A 25,418-nucleotide genomic window follows, 5' to 3' on the forward strand; every position below is an offset into this window, starting at 1 on the left:
GATTAAACCCTATTCCTTATCTTTCGGCCGAAGCGCCAGGCGGATGAACCGTTCCGGCGCCTGGTATAAACCGGATGCCGGGACATGGGCCTGGGACGGGAGGAGGTCGGTGACGCCGCCCTGGTGCAAATGGATAGACACCGATTGCCGATTGCTCAGGCGATAGAACAGCCAGCCCGCCAGGGCGATGCCCGCCATCAGTATGGACAGCGTCAGCGGCTGCCAGCCGTCGATGCCGGGCAGTCCGCCGGTCCAGGTGACCGCCAGTTGCCCCAGTGACAGCTCGCTCATGACCCGGCTCACCGGCACCAGCAGCAGGCCCGGGAACAGGCCGACGGCGACACAGCCGGCGGTGAGCAGCGACATGGGCAGCAGCATCGAGAGGGGCGCTTCCCGCACGTTGCCCAACGCCTCGCGGGGCTGGCCCATAAAGGCGGCATGGGCGAATTTAAGCACCGCCGCCAGGGTAAACAGACTGGACATCATGGCCGCCAGTCCCAGCACATAATGGCCCGACTGGAACGCCGCCTGGTAGATAAGCCATTTCGACGAGAAGCCGTTCAGCGGCGGAATCCCGGACAGGGAAAGGCCGGCGAACAGGAACAGGCCGAAGGTTATCGGCATCTTGCGCCCCAGCCCTCCCAACTGATCCAGGCTATCCACATGAATCTGCGCCATGATGCAGCCGGCCCCTAGGAACAGGGTATCCTTCAGCATCATATGATTCACCAGATGCATCAGGCCGCCGGCCACGCCAAGAGGCGAACCCAGGGCGAAGCCCAGCAGGATGTAACCCAGCTGGCTGACGGTGCTATAGATAAGCAGGCGTTTGATGCCGTTTTGAATGACCGCCATGGCGCCGGCATACAGCAGCGTCACGGCGGCGATGATGGCGATACCGTACATCACATCGCTCATGCCCCCGGCGGTGCCCAGCCGGGCGAACAGCAGTCCGGCCCCGCCGAGGGTGAAGAGCTTTATCACCCCGTACACGCCGCTTTTCAGCAGAACCGCCGAGATATAACCGCTCACCGGCGTCGGGGCGGTGGGGGGGTGCATCTGGTAGTCGATGCGCCACGGCAGCTGCGCCGCCTTCATCAGCAGACCCAGCAGCATAAGCAGCAGGGCGCCGCCGAACCAGGGCAGGGACATAGTGCGCGCCGCCAGGGCCAGGGCGGTAAAATCAAAGGCGCCGGCACGGGCAGTAAGCATGGCGACGCCCAGGAACATGCAGGTGGCGCCGACGAAGTTAAAGATAAAGTACTTGAAGCCCTCGGTTAAGGCTTCGTCGGTTTCATCATGGATAATGACGAAATAGAGCGTCCAGCTGCTCATGATTTCCCAGAAGGCGAAGAAGTTGAACAGGTCCTTGCTGGCGGTCAGGCCCAGCAGGCCGCCGATCATAAACACAAAGAAAAAGAAGAACCGGTGCCGGTGATGGCCATGGGCCATATAGCCGACGGCATAGAGCATATTCAGCAGACCGACGCCGGCAATCAATGCCGCGAACCAGTAAGACAGCAGGTCATAGCGTCTGGCGTTCATCAGCACCGCCCCAAGGGCGACCGCCATCACGGCCACCGCCACAGCGCCGGCATTCACCTTGCCGCTTTTACCGGCGATAAAGGTCAGCAGCGCGCCGCAAACGGCAATCAGCGCCGCCGGCGTCCAGGCCAGATTGAGGTGGGGCAGGGGGATGACTGCCAGGCCTTGCCTGAGGGCGATTTGATCCACCGCCGGGCGCACCAGGTGCTCCAGACCGAAATCGGGAAACAGGCCGCCGAGAATCACCAGTACCGCCAATAAGCCCATGGCGATGCGCATGGACAGCGGCGCATCGGTGGTCACCGTGCCGTTATAGGGCGAAAAAAACAGCACCCGCAAAATGCGCAAATAGTACATGGCGGCCAAAATGCTGCCCACCAGGAACAGCACCGCGATAGTAAGATGGCCCGATTGCGCAGCCGCGTAAATCATCAGGAATTTGCTGAAAAAGCCGCTGAAGGGCGGCAAGCCCATCACCGCCAGGGCGCCGACGGCGAAGCACAGGGCGGTAAAGGGCATCACGCGGCCAAGGCCGGCCACATCGGACAGCCGCTTGCCGCCGGCTTTGGCGATGATGCCGCCGGCCGCCAGGAACAGCAGGTTTTTGAAGATGGCGTGGTTAAGCACGTGCAGCAGCGCGCCGGCAAAACTCAAATAGGTGGCCAATCCCACCATGGTCAGGATCTCACCCACCTGGGCCAGGGTGGAAAAGGCCAGGATCCGTTTCAGGTTTTGCTCCCTGAAGGCCATGACCTCGCCATAGATCACCGTCAGCGCCCCCAGCACGCTTACCGCCAGGCCGAGAGAGGAGAACGATATCCACGGCAACACCCGTGCGACGATATCGGTGCCCAGGATAACAAACAGAACCTTGATAATGCCGTACACGCCGGCTTTGGTGAGAATGCCCGACATCAGGGCGGAAACGGACGACGGCGCCACCGGGTGCGCGTCCGGCAGCCAGCTGTGCATGGGATAAAGACCGGCTTTCACCCCCAGCCCCGCCAGGAAACACAGGCCGATCACCGCCGCGAACCCCGGCGTCAGCTGCGAGGCATGGGCGGCGACCACCGACATATCGAAACTACCGAAGCGCTGGTGGCACAAGAGGATGCCGAAATGCATGACGTAGGCGCCGGTGGTACACATCAGGAAATATTTTCGGCCGGCTTTGAAGGCCTCTGGGGTCTGTTCATGGGTCACCAGGAAATAGGAACTCCAGGTCATCAATTCCCAGAACATATAGAAATTGCCGAAATCGTCGGCGGTAACCACGCCCAGCAGGGAACCGGCCATCAGGAACAGGAAAAAATAGTAACGGTTGGCGTGCCCGTTATTTCGCATATACCCTTGGGAATAGATCACGGCAACAAAGATCAGCGCGGCGAAAATAAGGGTAAATAAACGGGATATGCTGTCTATCCCCCCCGCCTGCCAGGCAAAATACAGAGTGGCGGCGGAAATAATCAGGGCGGCGCGGTCCCGGAGCAGGGCATTAATCCGTCCCAGGGCGAAAAGGACAAAACCGCCAATATAGGGGAATAACACCAAAAAACGCCAGGGCGCTTCAAATACCGGTACTTCGCCTTTTACCGACGGCGAGGCGAAGCGTTCGGCCAAATGCAAAAACGGGCCAGGGACCAAACTCATATAAATAGTGATGGCGGTCAATAAATACATTAACAGCCAAATGGGCGTGAACGGAATCGACGATAAACCGTTTTGTTGATGAGTGCCGGCCGCGGGCACGGATTTAGCCGGTTCCAGGCAGATGCGCTGAATAACGATAATGTAATAAACCGCCGCTACCACCGTGGCCAGGGTGGCAATGGCGGCAAGCCACCATTCCCCCTGCTCCATTGCGCCGTACAAAATCAGGAATTTACTGAAGGAGCCTTTAAACGGGGAGAGGCCCATCACGGAAAACAGGCCGAAGCCGAACAGCAGCGATGCCAGCGGCATTCGGCTGCCGCTGCCCGCCAAATCGTCCAGGGAGCTGGAACCGGTGCGTTTGATAAGGTAGCCGGCGCTGACGAAGACCAGCAAGCGCATGGTAACTTGAAATCCCAGGTGCATCAGCGCGCCGGTGATCCCCGATTGATTATCGAGGCCAAAACCCAGCAAGACAAAACCGATTTCCGCTATGGTGGAAAACAAAAGGAGTTTTACCAGATTCCGGATATGCAACAATGCCATTATTTCACCGGCAAGCAGAAGAAATGTTCCTCCCCATGCCAGTAATGGAATGCTGAAGAGTGATACTCCCATGTATTCCTCGCTATAAATCTGAGAGCGGATAAAAAAATCTCTACCCTTGCCATTTCGATTTTCAGCTGGGTTGGCTGCGGCTCGGAATATATTGGGTATGCGATGAATTTATTAAAAATCGGCGGTAATGTCTGTCGGCTAGCTGACAGATATTACGGGGCGAAACTGACAATATGACGGCAGGGAACAAGCTCAACGATTAACGCGCTACCGTGAAAGCCATAAAATATGATCGCGCTCACTTTATAATTGAGAATCGTAATTAATACGGCCCGATTAAGAGAAAAAAATAAAATTATTTTTATTTTGATAATCGGGAAATGAAAACGAATTAAAATTGATCTCAATCAATAAAATAGACGAACGAGAATTGTTCCCATATAAAAAATAATCCGGCGTAGGGGGGGATTATTTTCCGCACCGCTCCGCAGAGGGAAACGCATTATGTGTTTGGGTGTCCCGGGAAAAATACTGGCCATAAAGGATGCCGCTAATCTGCTGGCCACCGTGGAAGTGGCCGGAGTGAAGCGGGATATCAATATCGCCTTTATCGTCGATAGATCCCATGTCCCGGCTGATTGTATCGGTGATTGGGTGCTGGTGCACGTGGGGTTCGCCATGGCGCGCATCGATGAGGAGCAGGCGGCGGAAATGCTGGCCATGCTCAGCGAACTGGGGGAACTGCCGGAATGAAAAGCTTCCTTGTCCACGCCCGTCGCAGGCCGGTATGTCCAGCGTCAGGCGACAGCGATGGGATGCCGGACATGCCGGTGTCGTCCATCGCACGCGGGCGAGGAGTAATTATTACGGCCCGGAACGCGTCGGGCCGTTATCGGCCGCGGGAGAACCGGCTATGCATGAAGCGGCGTTAACCCAGGGGCTGGTAAACATCCTGTTAAAGGAGGCGGCCCGCCACCAGGTCCGGTCCATTACCCTGGTGCGGCTGAAAGTAGGACGAATGAAGGCGGTGGAGCCGCAGGCGCTGGTTTTCTGCTTCGGAGCCTTTACCGAAGGTACGCTGGCGGAAGGGGCCGAGCTGATTATCGAACCGGTGCCGGCGGTGGCGACATGCCGCGGCTGCGGCGGAGATTTTGAGGTTATCAAATTCCATTTTCAATGTCCCCGTTGCCAAAGCCGGGATGTCGTTTTGATTCAGGGCGACGAACTCTACATTGAAAGTTTTGACGCTTGAAGCAGAAGGTAACGCCATGAAAGAACGAGAAAATGTCATTATTTACGCCAATGCGCTGAAGTGTCTTGGCTGCCATAGCTGTGAAATGGCCTGCGCGGTGGCCCACGGCGACGGCAGTCTGGTGGCCGCCGTGACGAGTCAACTCCCCTTGCATCCGCGCATGAAGGTCGTGGCGTCCGGCGACATCACCATGCCGATGCAGTGCCGTCAGTGTGAAAACGCCCCCTGCGCGCTGGTGTGTCCCACCGGCGCCTGCCGCCAGGCGGACGGTCAGGTGCAAATCAATGAGGACAATTGCGTCGGCTGCAAACTGTGCGTGATGGTCTGCCCGTTCGGCGCCATTACCGTTCGGCGCGCAGCGGAGAAAGAGCATTTTAGCGCCACCAATCAAGGCGTGGCGCAAAAATGCGATCTTTGCGTGGAGTGGCGTAAAAAACAGGGCAAAACCGAGACCGCCTGCGTTGAGTCCTGTCCCACCAAGGCCATTAGCCTGGTGGATATGAAGACTTATCGTCAGGCGCTGATCAAGGCCCGGGCCGGAGAATTGGCTCAATCTCAAAAGAATATTACCTTGGCATTAAGGGGACTGTAATGGATATCAAAATAAGATCGAGCGATCCCGCCGTTATCGCACTGTGCCCTGTTGCTGAACAAGAAGGGATTGCGACGGTTTTCGATCGGTATGAAATGCAGCAGCCGCAGTGCGGTTTCGGCACGCTGGGCTTGTGCTGCCGTATTTGCTGGAAAGGGCCCTGCCGGGTGGATCCGTTCGGCGACGGCCCGCAGGCCGGTATTTGCGGCGCCGGCAAAGACACCATCGTGGCTCGCAACTTGATTCGCATGATGGCCGCCGGAGCGGCTGCGCATTCGGAACACGGCCGGCATATCGCCCTGGCCATGCAGCGCGTCGGCAAAGGGGAACTGCCCGATTATCATATCCGCGACGAAGAGAAACTGAAAAGTATTGCCGGGCGGCTGGATATCGCCGTCGCCGACCGGACCATAACGGACATTGCCTACGACGTAGCCACCAAGACCCTGGAGGATTATCAGAATCAGGACAGCAAGGTTCCCTGCCACTGGATAAGCGCCTCGCTGCCGGCAAAACGCCTGTCGCTGCTGGGAAAACTGGGAGTGTTGCCCCATAACATCGACGCCACGGTGGCGCAGATCATGTCGCGCACCCATATCGGCTGCGACGCCGACCCGGAAAACCTGGTGCTGGGCGGAATGCGCGGCGCCCTGGCGGATTTCAACGGCATGGCGCTGGCGACGGAACTGTCGGACGCGATGTTCGGCACGCCGAAACCCGTTGTGACCCAGGCCAATATTGGCGTTATCAAGAAACAGGCGGTGAATATCGCCGTTAACGGCCATAACCCGCTGCTCAGCGAAGTGATTTGCGATATCGCCAGCGAAATGAACAGCATTGCCCGGGACGCCGGCGCGTCGGAGGGCATCAATATCGTCGGTATCTGCTGCACCGGCAATGAAGTCATGATGCGCCACGGCATTCCGCTGGCCACCAACTATCTGTCGCAGGAAATGGCCATTTTCACCGGCGCGCTGGACGCAATGGTGGTGGACGTGCAGTGCATCATGCCGTCGCTGCCGCAAATCAGCGAGTGTTATCACACCGAATTCATCACCACCATGGATGAAAACAAGATGCCGGGGGCACGCCATGTCAGTTTCCACGAAGACAAGGCCAGAGAAACCGCCCGCAAAATCGTGCAGTACGCCATTGACGCCTATGGCCGCCGCGACGCCAAGCGCATCAATATCCCGGATATCAAACAGACCGCCATCGTCGGTTTCAGCAGCGAAGCGGTCATGGCGGCCCTGGCGACCCTCAACGCCGCAGACCCCCTGGCGCCGCTGGTGGAAAATATCGTCAACGGCAATATCCTCGGGGTGGCGCTGTTCGCCGGCTGCAACAGCACCCGCGCGATACAGGATGAGAATTTCCAGGTCATCGCCAAGATTCTGGCCCGCAACAATGTCCTGCTGCTGGCCACCGGCTGCGGCGCGGGCGCATTCGCCAAACACGGCCTGATGAACCAGCAGGCCACCGAAGCCTGGGCAGGTGATTCGCTTAAGGCGGTATTAACCGCCATCGGCGTGTCGGCGGGCCTGGAAGGGCCGTTGCCGCTGATACTGCATATGGGCTCCTGCGTGGATAACAGCCGGGCGGTGCAGTTGGCCACGGCGCTGGCTGACAGGTTGAACGTGGACCTCAGCGATTTGCCGCTGGTGGCCTCCGCGCCGGAAGCCATGTCGGAAAAAGCCATCGCCATCGCCAGCTGGAGCGTCGCCATCGGTTTGCCGACCCATCTGGGCATCGTTCCCCAGGTCACCGGCTCAGCGGTGGTGACCGATCTGATTACCGAAGGGGCGAAAGATCTGTTCGGCGGCTACTTCCTGGTGGAATCCGATCCGGCCCTGGCGGCGGAAAAACTGGTGGCGGTGATTCGCGAAAAACGTCACGCCTTGGGGATATAAGCATGAAAATAGCCATAGCGGGAAAAGGCGGCGTGGGCAAAACCACCCTGGCGGGATTACTGGCCCGCTCTTTCGCCGCGGAAGGAAAACACGTATTGGCCATTGATGCGGATCCCGATGCCAACCTGGCGTCGGCGCTGGGGATCCCCGCCGGGCGCTATGCCCACGTGCAGCCGTTTTCCCATATGAAGGACCTGGCGAAAGAGCGCACCGGCGCCGACAGCGGTTATGGCGGGCTGTTTATCCTCAACCCGAAGGTTGACGATCTGCCGGACGCCTTTTGCGTAGAGCATGCCGGGGTCCGCTTACTGCTGATGGGCACCGTCGAACATGGCGGCACCGGCTGCGTCTGTCCGGAACATACCCTGCTGCGCAGCCTGATGAAGCATCTGCTGCTTGAACGCCGGGACCTGGTTATCATGGATATGGAAGCCGGCATCGAACATCTCGGCCGCTCCACCGCCGAGGCGGTTGATCTGCTTATCGTGGTGGTGGAGCCCGGACAGCGCAGCATCCAGACTACCCGGCAGATAGAGAAACTGGCCGCCGACATCGGCATCAAAAAAATCGCTTATGTCGGCAGTAAAATCAAGAGCCAGGAAGATCAGGCCTTTTTGGCATCGGCGCTGCCGGCGGAAAAAATGCTCGGTTACCTCTCCCTGAACGAGACGATTCGCGATGCGGATCGCACCGGCGCCGCGCCTTATGATATCGGCGGCGATTTTCTGGAAGAACTGCGGACCATCAAAACCCGGCTGCTGGACTATGCGGGATAAGAACGGCCGGTATGCATGCCGAACAAGTAAGCCGGGCAAGAAAAGCCGCATGAAAATGCCTGCTGAGAATGCCGATGTCAATATGGCCGGCGAGGGGGGACGAAAAACCGCCGCGCCGTCGCCAACAAGAGGTGATATATGTGCCAGCTTAAAGTCAGATTGATCCTGGCGGACAACCGGGAAGAACGGGTGGACGACATTGCCCACATCGAGGTGTCGCCGGACAGGATCACCCTGTCGAGCCTGTTTGAGCCGCCCCGCGAGCTGTACGGCTTCCAGATTAAAGAAATTGACTGTCTGCGCAATTCCGTCTTGCTGGAATGGCGCGCCGCATGATAACCGCCGAGGAACCCACCATGGCCGATAAAACATTAACTGAAAAACTAACCGTTATGCTGCCGCATTGGCTGGAACACAACGAAGAGCATATCGCCGAAATGCAAAAATACCTCCACGCCTTGGAAACAGAAGGGCAGACAGCGCTGGCCGGGGGATGCAGCGCCACCATCACGCAGATGAACCGCGTAAGCGATGCGTTAACCGCCATGCTGGCGCTGCTTGATACGCCGTCCTCCCGGCATTGATCCGATTGCGGCCGTATGGGAAAGGCCGCCGCCCCGCCGGGCCGCGAAGGCGGCTAACTCGCCCGGCGGCGCACTAAGGAGCGGGAGCAAGGATTGATATCATCACCGTGGCCACACGACGGCCACTAGGATAAAAGTATGTGCAACAGCTGTGGCTGCAATATCACCACCGGTAGCCGTCTGTTATTGAAAAACGGCGCCATCCGCGCCATCCGTCCGCTGAAACCGGCCGCGCCCCACTCCATAGAAGTCCTGCAGAACCTGCTGCAGGATAACGATCGGCAGGCGGAGCGGAACGCCGCGTTGTTTAATGCCCAAGGCACGGTAGTATTCAATCTGATGTCATCCCCCGGCAGCGGCAAGACCGCCCTGCTGGAGGCCACCATTGAACGGCTGACGGCCCGGGGACTGAACATCGGCGTCATCGAAGGAGATTTGGAAACCGAAAACGACGCGGTACGCCTGCGTAAAAAAGGCGTGCCGGTGGTGCAGATTACCACCGGAATGGCCTGCCATCTGGATGCGGCCATGATCCGGTCCGCCTATCAGCAGCTCGCCGGCGCGGCGATGGATATCCTGTTTATCGAAAATGTCGGTAATTTGGTGTGCCCGGCCAGCTTTGCCTTGGGGCAACACTATGACGTGGTGTTGCTATCGGTGCCGGAAGGGGACGACAAGCCGGAAAAATACCCGGTGATGTTCCGGCTGGCGGATAAGGTCCTGGTCACCAAAACCGATCTGCTGCCCTATTTTGACGATTTCAGCGTGGCGCGGGTACGGGACGAAATCAGCCTACTGGCCAATCATACCGACGTGCTGGAAGTGTCGTCCAAAACCGGACGGGGCATGGATGGCTGGCTCGACTGGCTGGCAGGAGCGATCGCCGAAGCCTGAACCGAGCGTGTTAAAGTGAGCGCGTGTTAAAGGGAAACCGTGCCAATGAGGTCGAAGCGGGCGTGGTTTTCCCGCCCGCCGGAGCGCCTCATGGCTAGCTAGGCCAGCCACCAACGCGGCCAGAACCGAGCGTGTTAAAGGCGCCCGCGCCGTCACTGCGGCATAGAGTTGGCCGCATCCTCGGCAAGTTTGTTGACGGTATTCTGGTAAATGGAATCAGGATCGTCCCCCTCCCGGGGCTGATTGAATTTCACCTTGCCGCGATAAACATCGCTATCGATTTTCACAATCTTGGGATGAGTATTAAGCGTACCTGTCGCCACGCAGGTATTATTCACCTGATTCAACTGATCGTCCCAGACATTGGCCATTTTGGTACAATCATCCACCCAGACAAATTTTTCATTGGCATCCAGCTTAGCCAATTGCTGATTCAGCGGAACCGACAAATACACATCAAACATAGGTTCCACCCGGTTCTTTTCTACTTTCAAAATTAACGGCGTCTTGAAACTCACGCCATTGAATTTAATGGTTTTAGACGCAACGTCGATTTTATACTTAGTGATTTTGCGCGGGAAATCCCACTGCCGGATAATGGCCGGTATCCAGCCGGTTATTTTTTGATTGATATTCATAAAATAGGTTGCCAAAGAGACGTTCGAAAGGCTGCTGCGGCCTAAACCGATGAAATTATCTCCCCCCAGCACATCCAGCACCGTGGCGCCGTTATCCAGCGTGCTTCTCTTTACATTTATTTCCTGCTTTTTATCCGTATCGCCGCGAATGATAAAAAACAAATCCTTCCGATCATTCTTGGTTAATATGTCATAGGCAGTATTGTTCATGGCCAGATGATCGGAAGAAACCACAATCACTGTATTACTGAAATAGGGTGATTGTTTTATTTTATCAATCAGGTCCGCGATATGTTGCTGGCTGCAGGCAACGGCGCTCAGGGAGCTGTTTTCCACATGATTAAATTCGTAGGTTTTTTTAGTACAGGTTCTGGAAATATAACCATCCGGATGATGGGTATCCACCGTTAAGGCAAACAAAGCGAAACGTTTATTCTCTTTGGACAGCTCAACATATTTATTGTAAACGATATCCAATAGGGTATCGTCATACCAGCCCCATTCATTTTTGTAATTCGGGTCCTCCACCTGATCCTGCAACTCCTGGAGCCCGTATAAATGATCGATACCGTGAGATTTCAAAAACAGGCCTTTACCACCGAAGGCCAAATCGGCGCCCTGGTAAAAATAGGTATCATAGCCTGAAGAGTGAAGAACGTCGCCCAGGCAAACCGCATGGGGATAGAAGGTAGACAGGGAACTGGATGCATTGCCGTCAAAGGGGGCGAATAAAGGGATACCGCACTGGGACGCCACAATGCCGGCAATGGTATAGCCCGTGCCGGGTAACTGGATAGTATTTTCAAAAGAAGTGGAATCGACTTTATCCGAATTGAGCTCGGAGGTTAAACCGGGAAATACATCTTGATCAAAATAGGTCTTTTCCAGGCTTTCGGCATAGATATAAATTAAATTGGGCTTTTTGCCCGACATGGTTTTTTTGGGTGTTTTATAATAGCTATAAAAATCGGATTTATCCTGACCGAATTCAGACTTCATCAAGCCGGCAATTTCCCCGAACGCCGGAGTGACCACCACCGAGGCGCCGGCGAAAATCAAAGCCAGAATACTGTATAAGACATTAGTATTTTTGCCGCTGGTCCTGAGCAAAACCCATGACATCAAGCCGAACACCGCCAGGGAAACCAGTAAAAAACCCGCAAAGGGTAAGATGTATTTCCCCACGCCGGCGCCGGTGAGATTGCTGGTAATGGTATACAAGACTGAATCGTTGATACCGTCGCCGGTAAAATAATTACTGGCTACTCGAATTAAATTAAGAACAATATAAAGCCCTAGTATAAATAATACTAATATAAACCATAGCTTATTTCGATCGGCCCGCAGCGAGTATATTATGATGGATGTCACAAATAACACAGCTGAAAGTATTTCTGCAGACATCTAGATGCCTCCGCAACTGGTTACGGTAAAACCTTGTCCCGACAAACAGTAACGATTCAATGCGGTCATCCGTCCCGTTTCTTCTAATAATAGCTATATATACCAATCAATGTTTGGCGGAGCCAGAGATTTTTAGCCGACAGCCGCCGCAAAGGCGGGGCAGGCTTGTTTCCGCCGGCACCGTTATAGTGCGTCGGCGTGGGGTATTTATGATGGTATTGATTCTAATTCAATGGGTTAACCAGGGTGGATATCGTACTGAAACGCATCTCCACCGACGGTCGGCAATATCAAGGGACGCAAAATTTTACACACTTTTTGCTGCAACTATATGACGGTGGATTTTTGCATGCGCTTACTGCCCGCCGCCCGCCACCAGTCGGGTAATACGGATTTGATGGCTGACGATTATCATGCTCAGCCCGAACGCCTGCGCCAGGCTGCGGATGATTTTCAGCGCTTTATCCACCCGATTGGCATCCTGCGTGGGGAGGGCGCGAGTGGACGGTTTGTGATTTAAATCAGAAAAACAGGAAAAAAAATCGGGGGGGCCGGCCTTGAAAAAAACCGAACAGTCTTGAGCGGTATGCAGCATAAAATAGTAAGAGCGATTGTCTCTGCGTTTTTTATTATTATTTAGAATAGCTGTTATAAAACAAAGCTCTGTAGTACGCTTTTTTTTTAATCACCAAACGAGCCGGCAATTACCGGCCCTAACCCTGGCGCTTTAACTTTAGCTTTTATATGTTCAGCTAAACTAAACAACAGTGATGTTAAAGGATGCTAAACAGATAAACAAGTGAACATTGCTAAATATATCGAAATGATCCCAAAACGTCTGAAAGAAGCCCGTAAAAGGGCGAGACTGACGCAAGAAAAATTGGCCGTTATGGCGGGAATAGACGAGTCCACGGCCCGATCCCGCATCAGCCAGTATGAAAATGGTATCTACCGGCCCAATTTTGAGACATGTTGCGCTTTCGCCCGGGTACTGGAAGTACCGGAATGCTACTTTTACACTGTAGACGATGCCTTTGCGTCCGCGTTGCTAACCCTATACAGCGTGAAATTTCTGGAAAAGAAGAGTTAAGCGCCCCGCGACAGGCCTGGTCTAGGGCCCCTTAAAACAAAGGCCAGCCTAGGCTGGCCTGGTGTGTTGCCGGGCGGCAACTGCAGCTTATTCGGGGACTTTCTTCAGTTCAAGCCGTTGGATTTTACCCACCACCAGCAGATAACAGAGCATGGACATCAGCGCCGAACAGCCGACGAAGATCAGCGCGGCGTTAAACGAGTGCAGGCCCTTGACCAGATAGCCGATGAGCAGCGGGGTCACGATGGATGCCACATTGCCGAACATATTAAAAATCGCGCCGCACAGTCCGATGACCTCTTTGGGCGCGGTATCAGCGATAACCGGCCAACCCAGCGCGCCGAAACCTTTGCCGAAGAAGGCCAAGGCCATCAGCGCCACCACCAAAACGGTGTTATTGGTGTAGTTGCACAAAATCATGCTTGACGCCAGCAGCATGCCGAAAACAATCGGTGCCTTGCGGGCAAAGGTCAGGGAACAGCCGCGTTTGAGCAGCAGATCGGAAACCATGCCGCCGGAAATGCCGCCCAAAAAGCCGCATATCGCCGGAATAGAGGCAATGATACCCACTTTCATAATGGTCATGCCTTTTTCCTGCACCAGATAAATCGGGAACCAGGTCAGGAAAAACCAGGTAATGGTATTTAAAAAATATTGCCCGAAAAATATACCCAGCATCATTCGACTGCTTAATAGCTGTTTGACATAATTCCATTTGGGGCCTTGGCGGGCGCTTTTTTTCTGATCCATATTCACTACGCCGCCGCCCTGTTCAATATAATCGAGTTCTTCACGGGAAGCGTAGGGGGATTCAAACGGGTTATGAACGAATTTGGTCCATATAATGGTTAATACAAATCCGATGACGCCCATAATGACAAAGACGTGTTTCCAGCTCCAGGCATAAACCAGCCAGCCAAGAAACGGCGAGAAAATGGCCAGTGAGAAATATTGCGCCGCATTGAATATGGATGAGGCGGTGGCGCGCTCTTTGGCGGGGAACCAGGCGGCGACTATGCGCGCATTGGCTGGAAATGCCGGCGCTTCGGCAAAACCCAGCATAAACTGCAGCATAAACAGCGATAACACGGCGGCGGAAATGGATAATCCGCCGACAAATCCCTGCAATAGGGTAAACAGCGACCAGAAAAACAGACTAAAGCTGTACACTTTTATGGAACCGAACTTGTCCAGCAGCCAGCCGCCCGGTATTTGCATTACCAGGTAGGCAATACCGAAGGCGGAAAATATCTGGCCCAAATCCACAACGTCTAACCCCAGCTCTTTCGAAACCTGTGTACCGGCAATAGACAGGGTTACCCGATCGGCATAATTTACTGCTGTGATAATGAAAATAATGAGCAAAACATAAAAACGAACGTGGGTTCGCTTTTTAGTTAATAAACTCGTTTCAACCGCCATGATATTTCTCCACGTGAATTTTGCTTTTGCGTGCGGCATGTGCTGCGGAGCTGTGAATAAGCCCGTTAGACATAAATATAATTGTGAAAAGGAAAGCGTTAATTAAAGGCGGGCTTTTTCACAATGAAATTCCCTGAAGAGAAAATAACGTCTCATTAACCGCTCCGCTCTTTTGCCGAGAATGGCAGTATAAAAAGCGTGGGCGGCTAAGTCATTATGCAAATGACCAATCTTATGGCGGTTCAAGAGGTCTTTTTTGTGATATCAGGTTGAATGTGCTTAAGGTCACATTACGACAACTTGGCGTGGGAGAATATTCAAAATATGACAATAATCACAATAGGTTGGGCGGATGCCAGACTTTTTGCGGTTATATGCACAACTATTGCGTGCCGAAAAGGGCGGTCCCCATCACCACGAGATCCCCCGGCAGATTCCTGAGCAACCCGGCGTGGTGTCTTTGCATTTTACCGTCGTGCACTACCGGCAAACCCGCCGGCAGAGCGCGGGCTTTCGCCAGCATTTCCGGCATAAAGTCGCCGCCCCCCGGCGGGGCGCTTAATATCAGCGCGCCGTCCGCTTCCTCCAGTAAATGCCGCACCGACGAAACGCTGATATGCGGACTGAGGGCCAGATAGGCGCGGGATTTATAGTCCCTGATGGCCCGCAGCAGCGCCAGCGGATTTTCGCAGGTTTCAGGATGAAAGGCTATCCAGCGTGCTCCCATCTCGGCAAAGCGCAGCGCCCAGGATTGCGGATGCCGGATCATCAAATGGACGTCGATGGGCAAATCAACGCTATCCCGTAATTGGCGGAACAGGGTCTGGTTAAGGCCGTGGAACGGCACGAAAAGCCCGTCCATCACATCAAAATGCAGGGATTCGAGATGCGGCAATAGCGGCAGCAGCTGCGCCATAATACAGCGCTGATCGGCGGCATAGACGCTGGCGGAAATATTCACGCCGCCGCCGTTTCGCTGTCCCAGGCCGCTTTGCGCAACATTGCCGCCGTGATTTCACCGGCGGGAAGGATAACCCCGTCGCACTGCCCGTGCCGGAAAACGGTAATCACATCCGCCACTTCCAGCAGCTCTTCTTCTTCGCTGGAGACCATGATCACGCAGCAGCCGGCATCCGCCAACTGCCGGATGATCCGATAAATATCCGCCTTGGCGCCGATATCCACTCCCTTGGTGGGCTCATCCAGCAAAATAAGCGTGGCCTGCTGGCCTATTACCCGGGCGAACAATACTTTCTGCTGGTTGCCGCCGGATAAGGATTGGATCGGCCCGTCCAGCGAACCGAGGGTATTCATGCTGTGCAAGATAGTCCGCGCGTTCCGGTCCGCACTGCGGTGGTTGATCATGCCGCCCTGCCGGAAACGGCGCAATATCGGCAGCACGGCATTGGTCAGGCTCGACATTTTCGGGATGAAGCCGTCTTTTTTACGCTCTTCGGTAAGATAGGCGATGCCTCGTTTGATGGCCAACGCCGGGTTGGCGGGATGATAGGGACAGCCGTTCAGTACGATCTGGCCGCCGGTCATGCTCTCCAATCCGTAGAGAGTACGGCAAAAGCGTGTCCGGCCGGCGCCGGCCAGACCGTAGACGCCCAATATTTCGCCGCGCCGGGCGCTCAGGCGGATATTTTTCAAGCGTGTCGTGGAGAGCTGATTGACGCTCAGGAACGGCGTCTTGTCTCCGTCGATCCCGCGGTGGCGCTGTTGGGTACGCTGGTAGGCGGCGGCGTCCCCCACAATGGCATCCACAATGGCCTGTTTGCCGAGACTCTGTTTGCCGGCGTGGTAAATCACCCGTCCGGCGCACATAACGGTGGCTTCGTCGCACACCCCCAGGACTTCGTCCAGCTTGTGGGACACCAGCACTACGCCGATGTTTTTTTCCAGGGCGATATGCCGGACGGCCTTCAGCAATTCTTCGGCCTGGCCGCCCTCCAACGCGGTGGTGGGCTCATCCAGAAATAAAAAACGCGCGTCGCGATCGAGATTGGCAATCACCTCCAGCATCTGTTTATCGGGGTGTGACAGATTTTTCACCAGGTCGCCGGCGCTGAAATGCAGCCCGTATTCAGTGATAACCCGCTGGGTATGGCGCAGCATCGCCGTCTTGTCGAGAAAACCGCGCCGCCGTATTTCCCGGCCGAGGAACAGATTCTGCCAGGCATACATATCGGGTATCAGCCGCAGTTCCTGATAAACGCAGGCGATGCCCTCCTTGAGAGCATCCCTTGGCGAAGCGAGACGGATGACGCGATCCCCCAGCAGGAGCCGGCCCTCGTCGTGGCTGTTCACCCCGGCCAGAATTTTCAGCAGGGTGGTTTTACCGGCGCCGTTATGACCGAACAGGCCGTGGATTTTTCCGGGCTCGACGCAAAAATCCACTCCGTGCAGTACCTGCACCCCTGAAAACGCGATCTTGATACCGCGGGCAGCATAATTCATCTTATTTCGCCTCCGCCGTTATGCCTTAATATGCCGCATCGATGACTTTGGGGGCATTGTCTTTATTCACCAGCAGCGGCGGACTGTTCAGCAGCGGCGGCAGGGTTTCCCCGGCGAAATGTTTTTTCACGCTATCCACCAGCAGGGAGGCCAGCTTAACCGGTTCCTGTATGGCGCCGGCTTTAAGAATGCTGTTGTCCTCGATGCGTTTGACGCCTTCTTTATCCACAAAGCTGTAAAGCTGCACGTTGCCTTTCTTGCCCAATTGTTCGATGGCCGCCGCGGCGCCCAGCGCCGAAGGTTCGGTATCGGAAAATACCACCGTCATTTCCGGGTTGCCCTGCAGCATTTCCGTGGTGACCTTAAGGGAGGTGGTCTCTTCCACCTTGCCGTTCACCAGGGCCACCACTTTCAGGTTGGGATTGGACGCGATGGCCTGTTTGAATCCGTCGTCGCGGGCGTTGGCGGAGATGGAGGTCGGTTCGCCGACGATACCGATAACCGCTTTGCCATCGGGGCCGAGGTCTTTCACCAGCTGTTCGCCGATATAATGGCCGCCTTGCGCCTGATCGGTTTGCACGCCTTGCACAACGCTGACGCCTTGCTGCTTCATACCGTCGGTATCGGGCAGCAGATTAATGGTAAAGGCCGGAATCTTGGCGCGGTTCAATTCACCGATGACCGCAACGCAGGGGCCTGAGGAGACACAGTTCACCGCCACGGCGTCAACTTTCTGCTGCACGAAACTCTGCACCTGGGAGAGCTGTTTGGCGTCATCATTGTCGGCGATGGACACTTTTACATTAAACCCCTGCGCCGCGCCGTTATCTTCGAAGCTTTTTTTCATCGCCACATAGTAAGGGTTGGTTAAGTTGGGCAGCGTTACGCCGAGGGTTTTTTTCGCCGGCGCGCCGGCGGTTTGACTGCTGTCTTCGCGATTGCATCCCGCCAATGCGGCGCTAAGCACCAGCATTGTGGTGGCGACAATGAACTTATTACGGATTTGCATGGCCTTCTCCTGGCTGTTGGGTACGTTGATTTTGATTTTTTGTTATGGATTTGCAGAGGGGTTTACGGCGTTTAAGCCAGGGAAGGGTGATTTTCCTGGCGGTTCTCAGGGTGTCGAAGGTCACGCCGAACAGAATGATCAGGCCGATAACCAGCGGTTGCCAGTAGGCGCTGACATTCATGACATTCATCAGGTTGGAGATAGCGGCGATAAGCATCGCGCCTATCATGGCGCCGATAATACTGCCGGTGCCGCCGAACAGGCTGACGCCGCCCACCACGGCGCCGGCGATGGAAAAGAAGAGTTCGTCGCCACGTCCGGCGGTGGGGTAGCCGGTCATCAGCCGGGAACCGTAAATCAGTCCGCCGCAGGCGGCGCATAGCCCGGAAATGGCGTAGACCAAGAGGGTGATGCGCGGGATACTGATTCCCGCCAGGCGCGCCGCGTCGGCATTTCCCCCCACCGCGTAGATATGGGTGCCGGTGACGCTGCGCTTAAGAAAAATGACCGCCATAATCACCGCAATCAATAGAGCCAGCACCGGGAAGGGAATGCCCAGGGGCTTGGACTGGCCGATAAGGCTGTAGCCGATTTGGGTTACCCGGATGGACTCCGCGCCGGTGATGATCTGCGGTATTGATGCCGCCACCCCCATCATGGCGAACGTGACAATAAAGGGCGGTACGCCGGTGCGCTCGATGATTAAACCGTTCACCAGCCCGGTCAGGGCGCCGGCCGCGAGGACAATGGGCACCGCCAGTTGCCAGGGCAGGCCGAAATTCTCCATCAGCAGCGCCGCCAGCACGCAGGTCATGGCGACGATAGAGCCGCAGGAGAGATCGATGCCGCCGGTGAGCAGCACAAAGGATTGGCCCAGGCAAAGAAAACCGATTACCGCGCCGTTAAGCAACAATACCATCAGGTTCGATACGGTAAGAAAGTTGGGGGAGGCGATAAATCCCCCCAGCATAACCAATAGGAACACCGCGGCAATGCCCGCTTCCGGAGGAATACGGATCGGCTGCTTTTGCACCGTCGCTTTATCAGGTTGACGCATGGTGACTCTCCAGGAATGAGTGAGCGCTGCGGACATAATTTTTCAGCACCGGGCCGGCATCCGCCCGCGGCTGCGCCGCCGCCTGCAGAGGCACGCTCCAGCGGCCGGCCATGTCGTCGTTGCTGCAGCCCGCGGCTATCGCCGCCGCCTGGATCGCCGCCCCGGCGGCGGCGGTTTCCGCCACCGGACTGACCCAGACGTCCTGCCCGCTAAGATCCGCCAATATTTGCCGGTATGCCCTGGAGCGCGCGGCGCCGCCGGTAAGCAATAACCGGCCGGACATGTTAAAACCGTAGCCAAGCAGCGTTTCGCGGCCCATTAATAAACCGCATAACACGCCTTCCACGGCGGCGCGAGCCAGGTGTTGAGGGGTGGTGGTGGTGCGCAGGCCATCCAGCCGGCCGTGGGCGTCGGGCAGATTCGGCGTCCGTTCGCCGTCCAGATAGGGCAGCAATACCAGTCCGCCGGCGCCCGGTTCACAGGACAGCGCCAGGGAATCAAAGTCTTCGGTGGAGACATTCAGCAGCCGGCGGAAGGTATCCGTCACCTTGGCGGCGTTAAGGGTGGTAATCATCGGCATATAGCGCCCGGCTGCATCGGCATAGACGTTCAGGGTGCCGGTGGGATCGATGATCCCCTGCGGAGTGATACCGTACAGGGTGCCGCTGGTGCCGATGGAAATAGCCACATCGCCGGGCTGCACGTTCATGCCCAGGGCCGCCGACATATTGTCCCCGGTGCCGACCCCCACCAGGGCGCCGGTGAGTTCGGGCAACCCCGCCGCTGCCGTAACTTCCCCCGCCAGGCCGTGGGAAGGAATAATCTCCGGCCAGCGCGCCGGCCAGTCGATATCAGGATTAACCAGTGCGGCCAGCTGCGGCTGCCAGCTGTTGTCGAACGGGTTGAAATAGCCGGTGCCCGACGCGCCGCCGCGTTCCGTAACGCTGCGGCCGCATAACCGGTATACCAGGTAATCGAAGGGCAGCATGATGCGCCGGCTGCGGGCCAGCAGACCGGGGTGATGCTGCTCGGTCCAGGCCAGTTTGGCGATAGTCATTGCCGGGCCGGGTACCGAACCGGTGGCACAGGCCCATTCCAAAGGGGTCAGTTGCTGTAATAACCACCGGGCCTGCGGTGCGGACTCGGTATCGTTCCATAGCTTGGCCGGTCGCAGCGGGCGGTCGTTTTCATCAAGGATCACCAGCCCGTGCCCCTGTCCGCCGACGGACAGGGCGGCGATTCGCGGCCAGTATTCCCTCAGTTCCCCCAGCGCGAGGCATAAGGCCTGCCACCAGGCTTCCGGATCCTGCTCGCTGCAGGGCGGCGTGGTGGGGGGATGGGGCGCCCGCGCTTGGGCTATCACCCCCCCGTCGCCAAGGCTGCGAAGTAAAACGGTGCAGGATTGGGTGGACGAATCAATACCGGCGGCGATATCGCGTATCATGCTGCTACCTCTGTTCGCTTTTTTGCAAACGCTTGAGACTGTCCGCCGCATCTTTGCCTACCGCGCCGGCGGGGTGGGTGAAAAAAAAAGACTCCCACTCATAGCCGCGCAGACGCCGGGAAATCTCCACCAGAACATCCGTCAGCGCTGAAAACGCCAGCGTACAGCCGGTGGCGATAACGCCCCCCAAATCGCAGTCTTCCTCCAGGGGAATCGACAGCGTCATGTCCGCCATTTGGCTCAGGGGCGAGTCGGGGTTTGCCGTGATGACCACCAGATGACTGGCCAGGGTCTGCCCGCGCCGGCAAAAATCGTTCAATTCCTCCGAATTGCCGCCTTTTGAGAAGGCCAGGATAATATCCTCCGCCGTCAACGCGCCCAAACCGCCGTGTAAACCGTCCCCGGGCGAGAGAAAGAACGCGGGCGTGCCGCTGACGGAGAGTAAATGCGCGGCCCGCCGCGCCACGGAACCGCTGGTGCCGCTGCCGGTGACTAAAACCTTGCCATTGCAGGCGGCCAACAGAGCAGTGACGCGATCGAATACCGGCTGGTCAAAGAGTTTTTTAATGGCTGCTACCGCCTGGATGTCCGATTCGGTCACCTGCGCCGCCACGCCGGCGGCATCAAAAAAGTCTCGATTGCTCATATGTGCGTTCACTCCGCTCGATTGATGTACGCAATAAATTACTTTATTCAAATATTCGCGCAATTGCTGCCTGTTATTTATCCGATATCAATCACATTTTTCATCACTGAGGCGTTGTTAGGCACATAAAACAGTGAATCAGGTCTGAATTTTTTTACCATTGCCTTTTTTAGCATCGCTCAAATGAGCATGTTAAAAAGGAGCACACCAATTGCGGGTTTCCACCGGCGGCGCTATATAAAGCGCCGCTTGCCCCGGCCGGCCGGCGGGGGCAGATTTGCAATGTAACAAAAAGTTAATGAGGGCAGCGGCATCAGGGCCGCGGGGAGGGGAATTTCCCTTTTAGAGAAGCGGTCTATTTCAGGGGCAACGGGTCCAGGGCCAGCAGATAGCGTGCCGTACCGGCATCGGTGATAAGCGTAGTGACCCATTTTCCGATCAAGGCCGCGGCAATGGCGCCGTATTTTTCCTGGCCTCCGGCAATGGCCACGACTTCCGGCACGTTGCGCACCTGCTCATCCCTCATGGACAGGCTGAGCTTATCCAGCGGCGAGGGCACCACCTGGCCGTGCTTGTCCACAATGGTGGTGCAGATATCGGCGCAGACGCCGGCGGCCAATACCTGCCGGCGCCAGTCATCCGGAAAGGTGGTGAACATGCATGATGCCGGTGGATTCCAGGAGCCGATGCCGGTTATCAGTACATCCAAGTGATTATAACGCTCGTGCACCGCCGCCACGCTGGGTTCCCGCAGCAGGTTGCGCGCCGTTTCCTCGTTGTCCACCCACATGGGAATATAAATCGGGTGCGCCTTGCCGCCGCTGATATTGGCAATGCGATGTATCAGTTCGATGGAGTTATGGGAGAATTCCATGCCGGGCTGCGCGCCGGCGGCCTGTACCACATCCAACACCGGCAAATGGGTCAGGGCGTCGGCCACCGCCGACAAGACCCGTCCGGAGGCTACGCCGACGCTCATGCCGGGCATCAGCAATTCCTCCAACGCCGCCGCGCCGAGAACACCCAACTGCTGGGTAAGGGCGCTGGCGGGCAGATCCGGCCCCACCATCACCACCGCTTGATGGAGGCCGAATTTTTTTGTCAGTTGCTGGGAAAGGGCAATGTCTATATCTTCCTGCTCGGCGATGACAAATTTTACTAAACCCCGCTCAATGGCGTTATCGAGGATGCGGGCCACGCGAAACCGCGAGATGGTCATTTCATCGGCAATCTGGCTTTTGGTCTTGCGGTCGATAAAATAGGCGCGCGCCACGGTAATCGCCTGGATTTTCTGTAGGGGTAGAAGGGGCATCAAAAGATCTCCCGGCGCAAAGGACGCAGGCCGACCACAGGGGGCCGGCCATTTGTGATAATGTTGATATTGTCCGTTGCGCCGTCTTGTTTGCTCATTTGAGCGTAATCTTAGCTCATTGTATCCTCGCTGTCAGCTAACTTCTGCGGCCATGGCGTGATATCAGAGGTAGCGAGCGATAAATTTTTCCATATCGCGAAAATCCGCCATCCGTTCCCGCAGGGTCTCGTGATCCCAATGCCACCACTGGCTGCGCTCGATACGTTCGATGAGGGAATCTGAGAAACGGCTGCCGATTTGTTTCGCCGCCACGCCGGCGACAATAGCGTAAGGGGCGACATCCTTGGTCACCACCGCCGCGCTGCCCACCACCGCGCCGTTGCCGATGGTGACGCCCGGCATGATCACCGCGTTATGGCCTATCCAGACATCATGGCCGATGGTGACGTGCTGGGCGCGGCGCCAGTCAAAAATGGCTTCGTCGTCCTCACCGAGATCATAGTCCGAACTGCGGTAGGTGAAGTGGTGCTGGGCGATACGCTGGTAGGTGGGATGATTGCCGGGATTGATCCGGACATAGGTGGCGATGGAGACGAATTTGCCTACGGTGGCATAAGAGATCTGGTTGTGGCCGGCGGTATAGGAGTAATCCCCCATCTCCACCTCCTCCAGTATAGCGTCGTCCCCTAAATGGACGTACTGACCCAACCGGGATTGGTTCAGCGTCACGTTATTGCCTATCTTGGGTTGCGCTTCGATATTCATATTGATTCCTGTGGCGGATTAATCAGGGCCAGAAAGGCCGTTACGGTGTCGGCGATGGGGCCGTTGTTATCAAGCCAGGCGCAGCGGTCCGGCACAGACTGCTGGTACTCAGCCGCCCGGGCCAGCCGCTCGGTAATCTCCTTGGCGGTTTCCCGTCCCCGCTGGCGCAGCCGCTGCCGCAGGTTGGCCGGCGAGACCCGCAGGCAGACCGGCAGCAGGCGCTCTCCGTAGCGTTGCTGCGCCTGGGCAAGATGGGCGCGGGAACCATTCACCACTACATGGCTGTCCCGCAGCAGCCATAAATCGATTTCAATGCCCAGGCCGTAATAGTAGCGGTGCGCCTGCCAGTGCAGCGCGAACAGCCCCGCGGCGCGGCGCTGCATGAACTCGCTTTCGCTCAGGGCAATGTGGTTCTCGCTGCCGTCGCCGGGCGGGCGGGTAATGTAGCGATGCGAGACCAGCACAGAAGGCACCGGCCGGCTGCGCATCGCCGCCAGCAGGCTGTCCTTGCCGGATCCCGACGGGCCCATAAGATAAATGAGGCGGCTCATCAGTAAACCTGTCGGCCCTGGCGCCAGACATTTTTCACATAGATATGGCCGTCGTGGCGATTGACCAAAACCAGATCCCCGCGCTTGCCTTCGGCGATCAGCCCGCGATCGCTAAGTCCCAGGGCGCGCGCCGGATTCAGCGTGACCATTTTAGCCGCCTGCGGCAGGGTGTAGGCGTTGCTCTCGTCATGGGCAATGCGAAACACGGCGTCCATCAGGCTGGCGGGGTAATAATCCGAGGAGAGGATATCCAGCATGCCGAGAGTCGCCAGGTGTTGGGCCGCCACATTACCGGAATGGGATCCTCCCCGCACGATATTCGGCGCGCCCATCAAGACCTGTAGGCCATGGCGGCGAGAAGCCGCGGCGGCGGCTTCCGTGGTGGGAAATTCGGCAATGGCCGCGCCCAGGACGGCGGATTCCGCAACGTGTTCCTCGGTGGCGTCATCATGGCTGGCCAGGGCAATGTCGCGCCGGCGGCAGTGTGCGGCAATGGCCGTGCGGTTGGGCGCCGACCAGCGCTGCGCCAGGCCGGTTTGCTCCTCTTCGAACGCAGCCATCTGACCCGGAGTGAAGTGATATTTGCCCTGGTAATATTCGCGGTACTTCTCCAGAGAGGCGAACTGGCGCTGACCCGGCGAATGGTCCATCAGCGAGACCATGGACACGCCGGGTTTATCCACCAATTGCTCGAACAGCGGCAGGGTGCTGTGATGGGGCAGCTCGCAGCGCAGATGCAACCGGTGTTCGGCGCGGTTGCGCCCCGCCTGCTGGCTGTTGATAACCGCATCGATCATTTTTTGCAGGTTGCCCAGCCGGTGGCCGCCTTCGCGGACATCGCCCACCGCCACCGCATCCAGCACCGTGGTGATGCCGTTGGCTATCATCAGCGCATCATGGCTGCTCATGGCGGAATGGGACGGCCAGTCCACCTTCGGCCGCGGATTGAAATATTTATCCAGGTTGTCGGTATGCAGCTCGATGAGACCGGGCAGCAGCCAGCCTCCTTCGCCGTCCAGGGCCTGCGGCAGCCGGCTGGGGCTCTCGCCGATGCGGCGGATAATACCGTCTTCCGTCTCGATGGCGCCCTCCACCACCTCGTTTTCCAAAACCAGCTTAACGTTATTGATGATCATTTTGACATCTCCAACCCATGGGGAGGCTGCATGGCATATAAACGGTCGGCTACCCGCGCCCGCACCCCGTCGTCGTGAAAGATGCCGACGATGGCGGCGCCGCGCTGTTTGGCACGTTCAATCAGCCCCACCACCGCCGCGCTGTTGCGGTTGTCCAGAGAGGCGGTGGGTTCGTCCAGCAACAGCACCGGGTAGTCGACGATAAAACCGCGGGCGATATTGACCCGTTGCTGTTCCCCACCGGAAAAGGTCGACGGCGCCAGAGGCCAGAGCCGCCGCGGCACGTTGAGAAGGGCCAGCAGCCCCTCGGCCCGCTCGCGGCAGATGCCCTCATCGATACCCAGCTCCAGCAGGGGCTGCATAACTACCTGCAGGGCGCTGATACGCGGAATGACCCGTAAAAACTGGCTTACCCAGCCGAGGGTATGGCGGCGTACCGCCATGATCTGCCGGGCGTCGGCGGGTACCATATCCAGCCACTGGTCCTGATGACGCAGCCAGATATGGCCGCTGTCGGGCAGATAGTTCGCATACAGCGATCGCAGCAGGGTGGATTTACCGCTGCCGGAATGGCCGTTCAGCACCAGGCACTCCCCGGCGCTGACCGTCAGATTGGCATCCGCCAGCACCGGCAGGCGTACGCTGTCCTGGTTATGCAGCACAAAGGTCTTGCTCAGGTGTTCCACTTGTAATAGCGCGTTGTCTGGTAAATTTTGCATAAAT

General features: G+C 57.0%; 23 protein-coding genes. 9 read left to right on the plus strand and 14 right to left on the minus strand.

Going from position 1 to position 25,418, the window contains the following annotated elements:
* Positions 1-9: 9 nt before the first annotated feature.
* The gene (locus tag ACL2XJ_RS17125; RefSeq protein ID WP_413723884.1) at positions 10-3,813 is read right to left on the minus strand and encodes a proton-conducting transporter membrane subunit; all 3,804 of its coding nucleotides are present in this window, start codon (positions 3,811-3,813) and stop codon (positions 10-12) included.
* Positions 3,814-4,257: 444 nt separating this feature from the next.
* Here ACL2XJ_RS17125 and hypC point away from each other — a divergent pair, with 444 nt between their 5' ends.
* The 8 genes from hypC (at position 4,258) to hypB (ending at position 9,761) form a co-directional block, all read left to right on the plus strand.
* On the plus strand, positions 4,258-4,506 hold the full coding sequence (gene hypC / locus ACL2XJ_RS17130) for a HypC/HybG/HupF family hydrogenase formation chaperone (RefSeq protein ID WP_132922415.1): 249 nt from the start codon (positions 4,258-4,260) through the stop codon (positions 4,504-4,506).
* A gap of 34 nt (positions 4,507-4,540) precedes the next feature.
* The gene (gene hypA, locus ACL2XJ_RS17135) at positions 4,541-5,005 is read left to right on the plus strand and encodes a hydrogenase maturation nickel metallochaperone HypA (protein WP_413723885.1); all 465 of its coding nucleotides are present in this window, start codon (positions 4,541-4,543) and stop codon (positions 5,003-5,005) included.
* A gap of 16 nt (positions 5,006-5,021) precedes the next feature.
* Positions 5,022-5,597, plus strand: a complete 576-nt coding sequence (locus ACL2XJ_RS17140) for a 4Fe-4S dicluster domain-containing protein (protein WP_413723886.1) — start codon at positions 5,022-5,024, stop codon at positions 5,595-5,597.
* Positions 5,597-7,507: an anaerobic carbon-monoxide dehydrogenase catalytic subunit gene (gene cooS, locus ACL2XJ_RS17145; RefSeq protein ID WP_132922412.1), complete on the plus strand. Its 1,911-nt coding sequence runs from the start codon at positions 5,597-5,599 to the stop codon at positions 7,505-7,507. The genes ACL2XJ_RS17140 and cooS overlap by 1 nt, the downstream gene beginning before the upstream one ends.
* Positions 7,508-7,509: 2 nt before the next feature.
* Positions 7,510-8,283 carry an AAA family ATPase gene (locus ACL2XJ_RS17150; RefSeq protein WP_413723887.1) on the plus strand — a complete coding sequence of 258 codons (774 nt, stop codon included), beginning with the start codon at positions 7,510-7,512 and terminating at the stop codon, positions 8,281-8,283.
* Between the two features lie 138 nt (positions 8,284-8,421).
* The gene (locus ACL2XJ_RS17155; RefSeq protein WP_413723888.1) at positions 8,422-8,619 is read left to right on the plus strand and encodes a CooT family nickel-binding protein; all 198 of its coding nucleotides are present in this window, start codon (positions 8,422-8,424) and stop codon (positions 8,617-8,619) included.
* Positions 8,620-8,639: 20 nt separating this feature from the next.
* The gene (locus tag ACL2XJ_RS17160) at positions 8,640-8,867 is read left to right on the plus strand and encodes a hypothetical protein (RefSeq protein ID WP_132922409.1); all 228 of its coding nucleotides are present in this window, start codon (positions 8,640-8,642) and stop codon (positions 8,865-8,867) included.
* A gap of 138 nt (positions 8,868-9,005) precedes the next feature.
* Positions 9,006-9,761 (plus strand): hydrogenase nickel incorporation protein HypB, encoded by a 756-nt coding sequence (gene hypB, locus ACL2XJ_RS17165; protein WP_413723889.1) that lies wholly within the window; start codon positions 9,006-9,008, stop codon positions 9,759-9,761.
* A gap of 152 nt (positions 9,762-9,913) precedes the next feature.
* On the opposite strand, the gene opgB is transcribed toward hypB, so the two are convergent.
* Positions 9,914-11,803: a phosphatidylglycerol--membrane-oligosaccharide glycerophosphotransferase gene (gene opgB / locus ACL2XJ_RS17170; protein ID WP_132922407.1), complete on the minus strand. Its 1,890-nt coding sequence runs from the start codon at positions 11,801-11,803 to the stop codon at positions 9,914-9,916.
* An 823-nt stretch (positions 11,804-12,626) separates the two neighbouring features.
* Here opgB and ACL2XJ_RS17175 point away from each other — a divergent pair.
* The gene (locus tag ACL2XJ_RS17175; RefSeq protein WP_413726911.1) at positions 12,627-12,893 is read left to right on the plus strand and encodes a helix-turn-helix transcriptional regulator; all 267 of its coding nucleotides are present in this window, start codon (positions 12,627-12,629) and stop codon (positions 12,891-12,893) included.
* 87 nt (positions 12,894-12,980) lie between these two features.
* On the opposite strand, the gene ACL2XJ_RS17180 is transcribed toward ACL2XJ_RS17175, so the two are convergent.
* The 12 genes from ACL2XJ_RS17180 to phnL all read right to left on the minus strand — a co-directional run bounded on the left by ACL2XJ_RS17180 (position 12,981) and on the right by phnL (position 25,414).
* On the minus strand, positions 12,981-14,315 hold the full coding sequence (locus ACL2XJ_RS17180; RefSeq protein WP_413723890.1) for an MFS transporter: 1,335 nt from the start codon (positions 14,313-14,315) through the stop codon (positions 12,981-12,983).
* A 382-nt stretch (positions 14,316-14,697) separates the two neighbouring features.
* Positions 14,698-15,276 carry a hypothetical protein gene (locus tag ACL2XJ_RS17185; RefSeq protein ID WP_413723891.1) on the minus strand — a complete coding sequence of 193 codons (579 nt, stop codon included), beginning with the start codon at positions 15,274-15,276 and terminating at the stop codon, positions 14,698-14,700.
* Positions 15,273-16,775, minus strand: a complete 1,503-nt coding sequence (locus ACL2XJ_RS17190) for a sugar ABC transporter ATP-binding protein (RefSeq protein WP_413723892.1) — start codon at positions 16,773-16,775, stop codon at positions 15,273-15,275. The genes ACL2XJ_RS17185 and ACL2XJ_RS17190 overlap by 4 nt, the downstream gene beginning before the upstream one ends.
* 25 nt (positions 16,776-16,800) lie before the next feature.
* Complete coding sequence (locus ACL2XJ_RS17195; protein WP_413723893.1) at positions 16,801-17,784, minus strand: substrate-binding domain-containing protein; 984 nt, start codon at positions 17,782-17,784, stop codon at positions 16,801-16,803.
* Positions 17,771-18,841 (minus strand): ABC transporter permease, encoded by a 1,071-nt coding sequence (locus ACL2XJ_RS17200; RefSeq protein WP_243701439.1) that lies wholly within the window; start codon positions 18,839-18,841, stop codon positions 17,771-17,773. Before ACL2XJ_RS17200 ends, ACL2XJ_RS17195 begins: the two co-directional genes overlap by 14 nt.
* Positions 18,828-20,285 carry a xylulokinase gene (gene xylB, locus ACL2XJ_RS17205; protein ID WP_413723894.1) on the minus strand — a complete coding sequence of 486 codons (1,458 nt, stop codon included), beginning with the start codon at positions 20,283-20,285 and terminating at the stop codon, positions 18,828-18,830. Before xylB ends, ACL2XJ_RS17200 begins: the two co-directional genes overlap by 14 nt.
* Positions 20,286-20,289: 4 nt before the next feature.
* Complete coding sequence (locus tag ACL2XJ_RS17210) at positions 20,290-20,931, minus strand: SIS domain-containing protein (RefSeq protein WP_413723895.1); 642 nt, start codon at positions 20,929-20,931, stop codon at positions 20,290-20,292.
* Positions 20,932-21,286: 355 nt separating this feature from the next.
* Positions 21,287-22,243 (minus strand): sugar-binding transcriptional regulator, encoded by a 957-nt coding sequence (locus tag ACL2XJ_RS17215; protein ID WP_132922400.1) that lies wholly within the window; start codon positions 22,241-22,243, stop codon positions 21,287-21,289.
* Between the two features lie 162 nt (positions 22,244-22,405).
* On the minus strand, positions 22,406-23,008 hold the full coding sequence (locus ACL2XJ_RS17220; RefSeq protein ID WP_413723896.1) for a DapH/DapD/GlmU-related protein: 603 nt from the start codon (positions 23,006-23,008) through the stop codon (positions 22,406-22,408).
* Positions 23,005-23,559 carry a ribose 1,5-bisphosphokinase gene (phnN, locus tag ACL2XJ_RS17225; protein WP_413723897.1) on the minus strand — a complete coding sequence of 185 codons (555 nt, stop codon included), beginning with the start codon at positions 23,557-23,559 and terminating at the stop codon, positions 23,005-23,007. Before phnN ends, ACL2XJ_RS17220 begins: the two co-directional genes overlap by 4 nt.
* Positions 23,559-24,695, minus strand: a complete 1,137-nt coding sequence (gene phnM / locus ACL2XJ_RS17230; RefSeq protein ID WP_413723898.1) for an alpha-D-ribose 1-methylphosphonate 5-triphosphate diphosphatase — start codon at positions 24,693-24,695, stop codon at positions 23,559-23,561. The genes phnN and phnM overlap by 1 nt, the downstream gene beginning before the upstream one ends.
* Positions 24,692-25,414 carry a phosphonate C-P lyase system protein PhnL gene (phnL, locus tag ACL2XJ_RS17235; RefSeq protein ID WP_413723899.1) on the minus strand — a complete coding sequence of 241 codons (723 nt, stop codon included), beginning with the start codon at positions 25,412-25,414 and terminating at the stop codon, positions 24,692-24,694. Before phnL ends, phnM begins: the two co-directional genes overlap by 4 nt.
* Positions 25,415-25,418 lie beyond the last annotated feature (4 nt).

The sequence above is a fragment of the Sodalis sp. RH16 genome, assembly GCF_047324245.1.
In the GTDB taxonomy this organism is placed as follows: domain Bacteria; phylum Pseudomonadota; class Gammaproteobacteria; order Enterobacterales; family Enterobacteriaceae; genus Acerihabitans; species Acerihabitans ligni.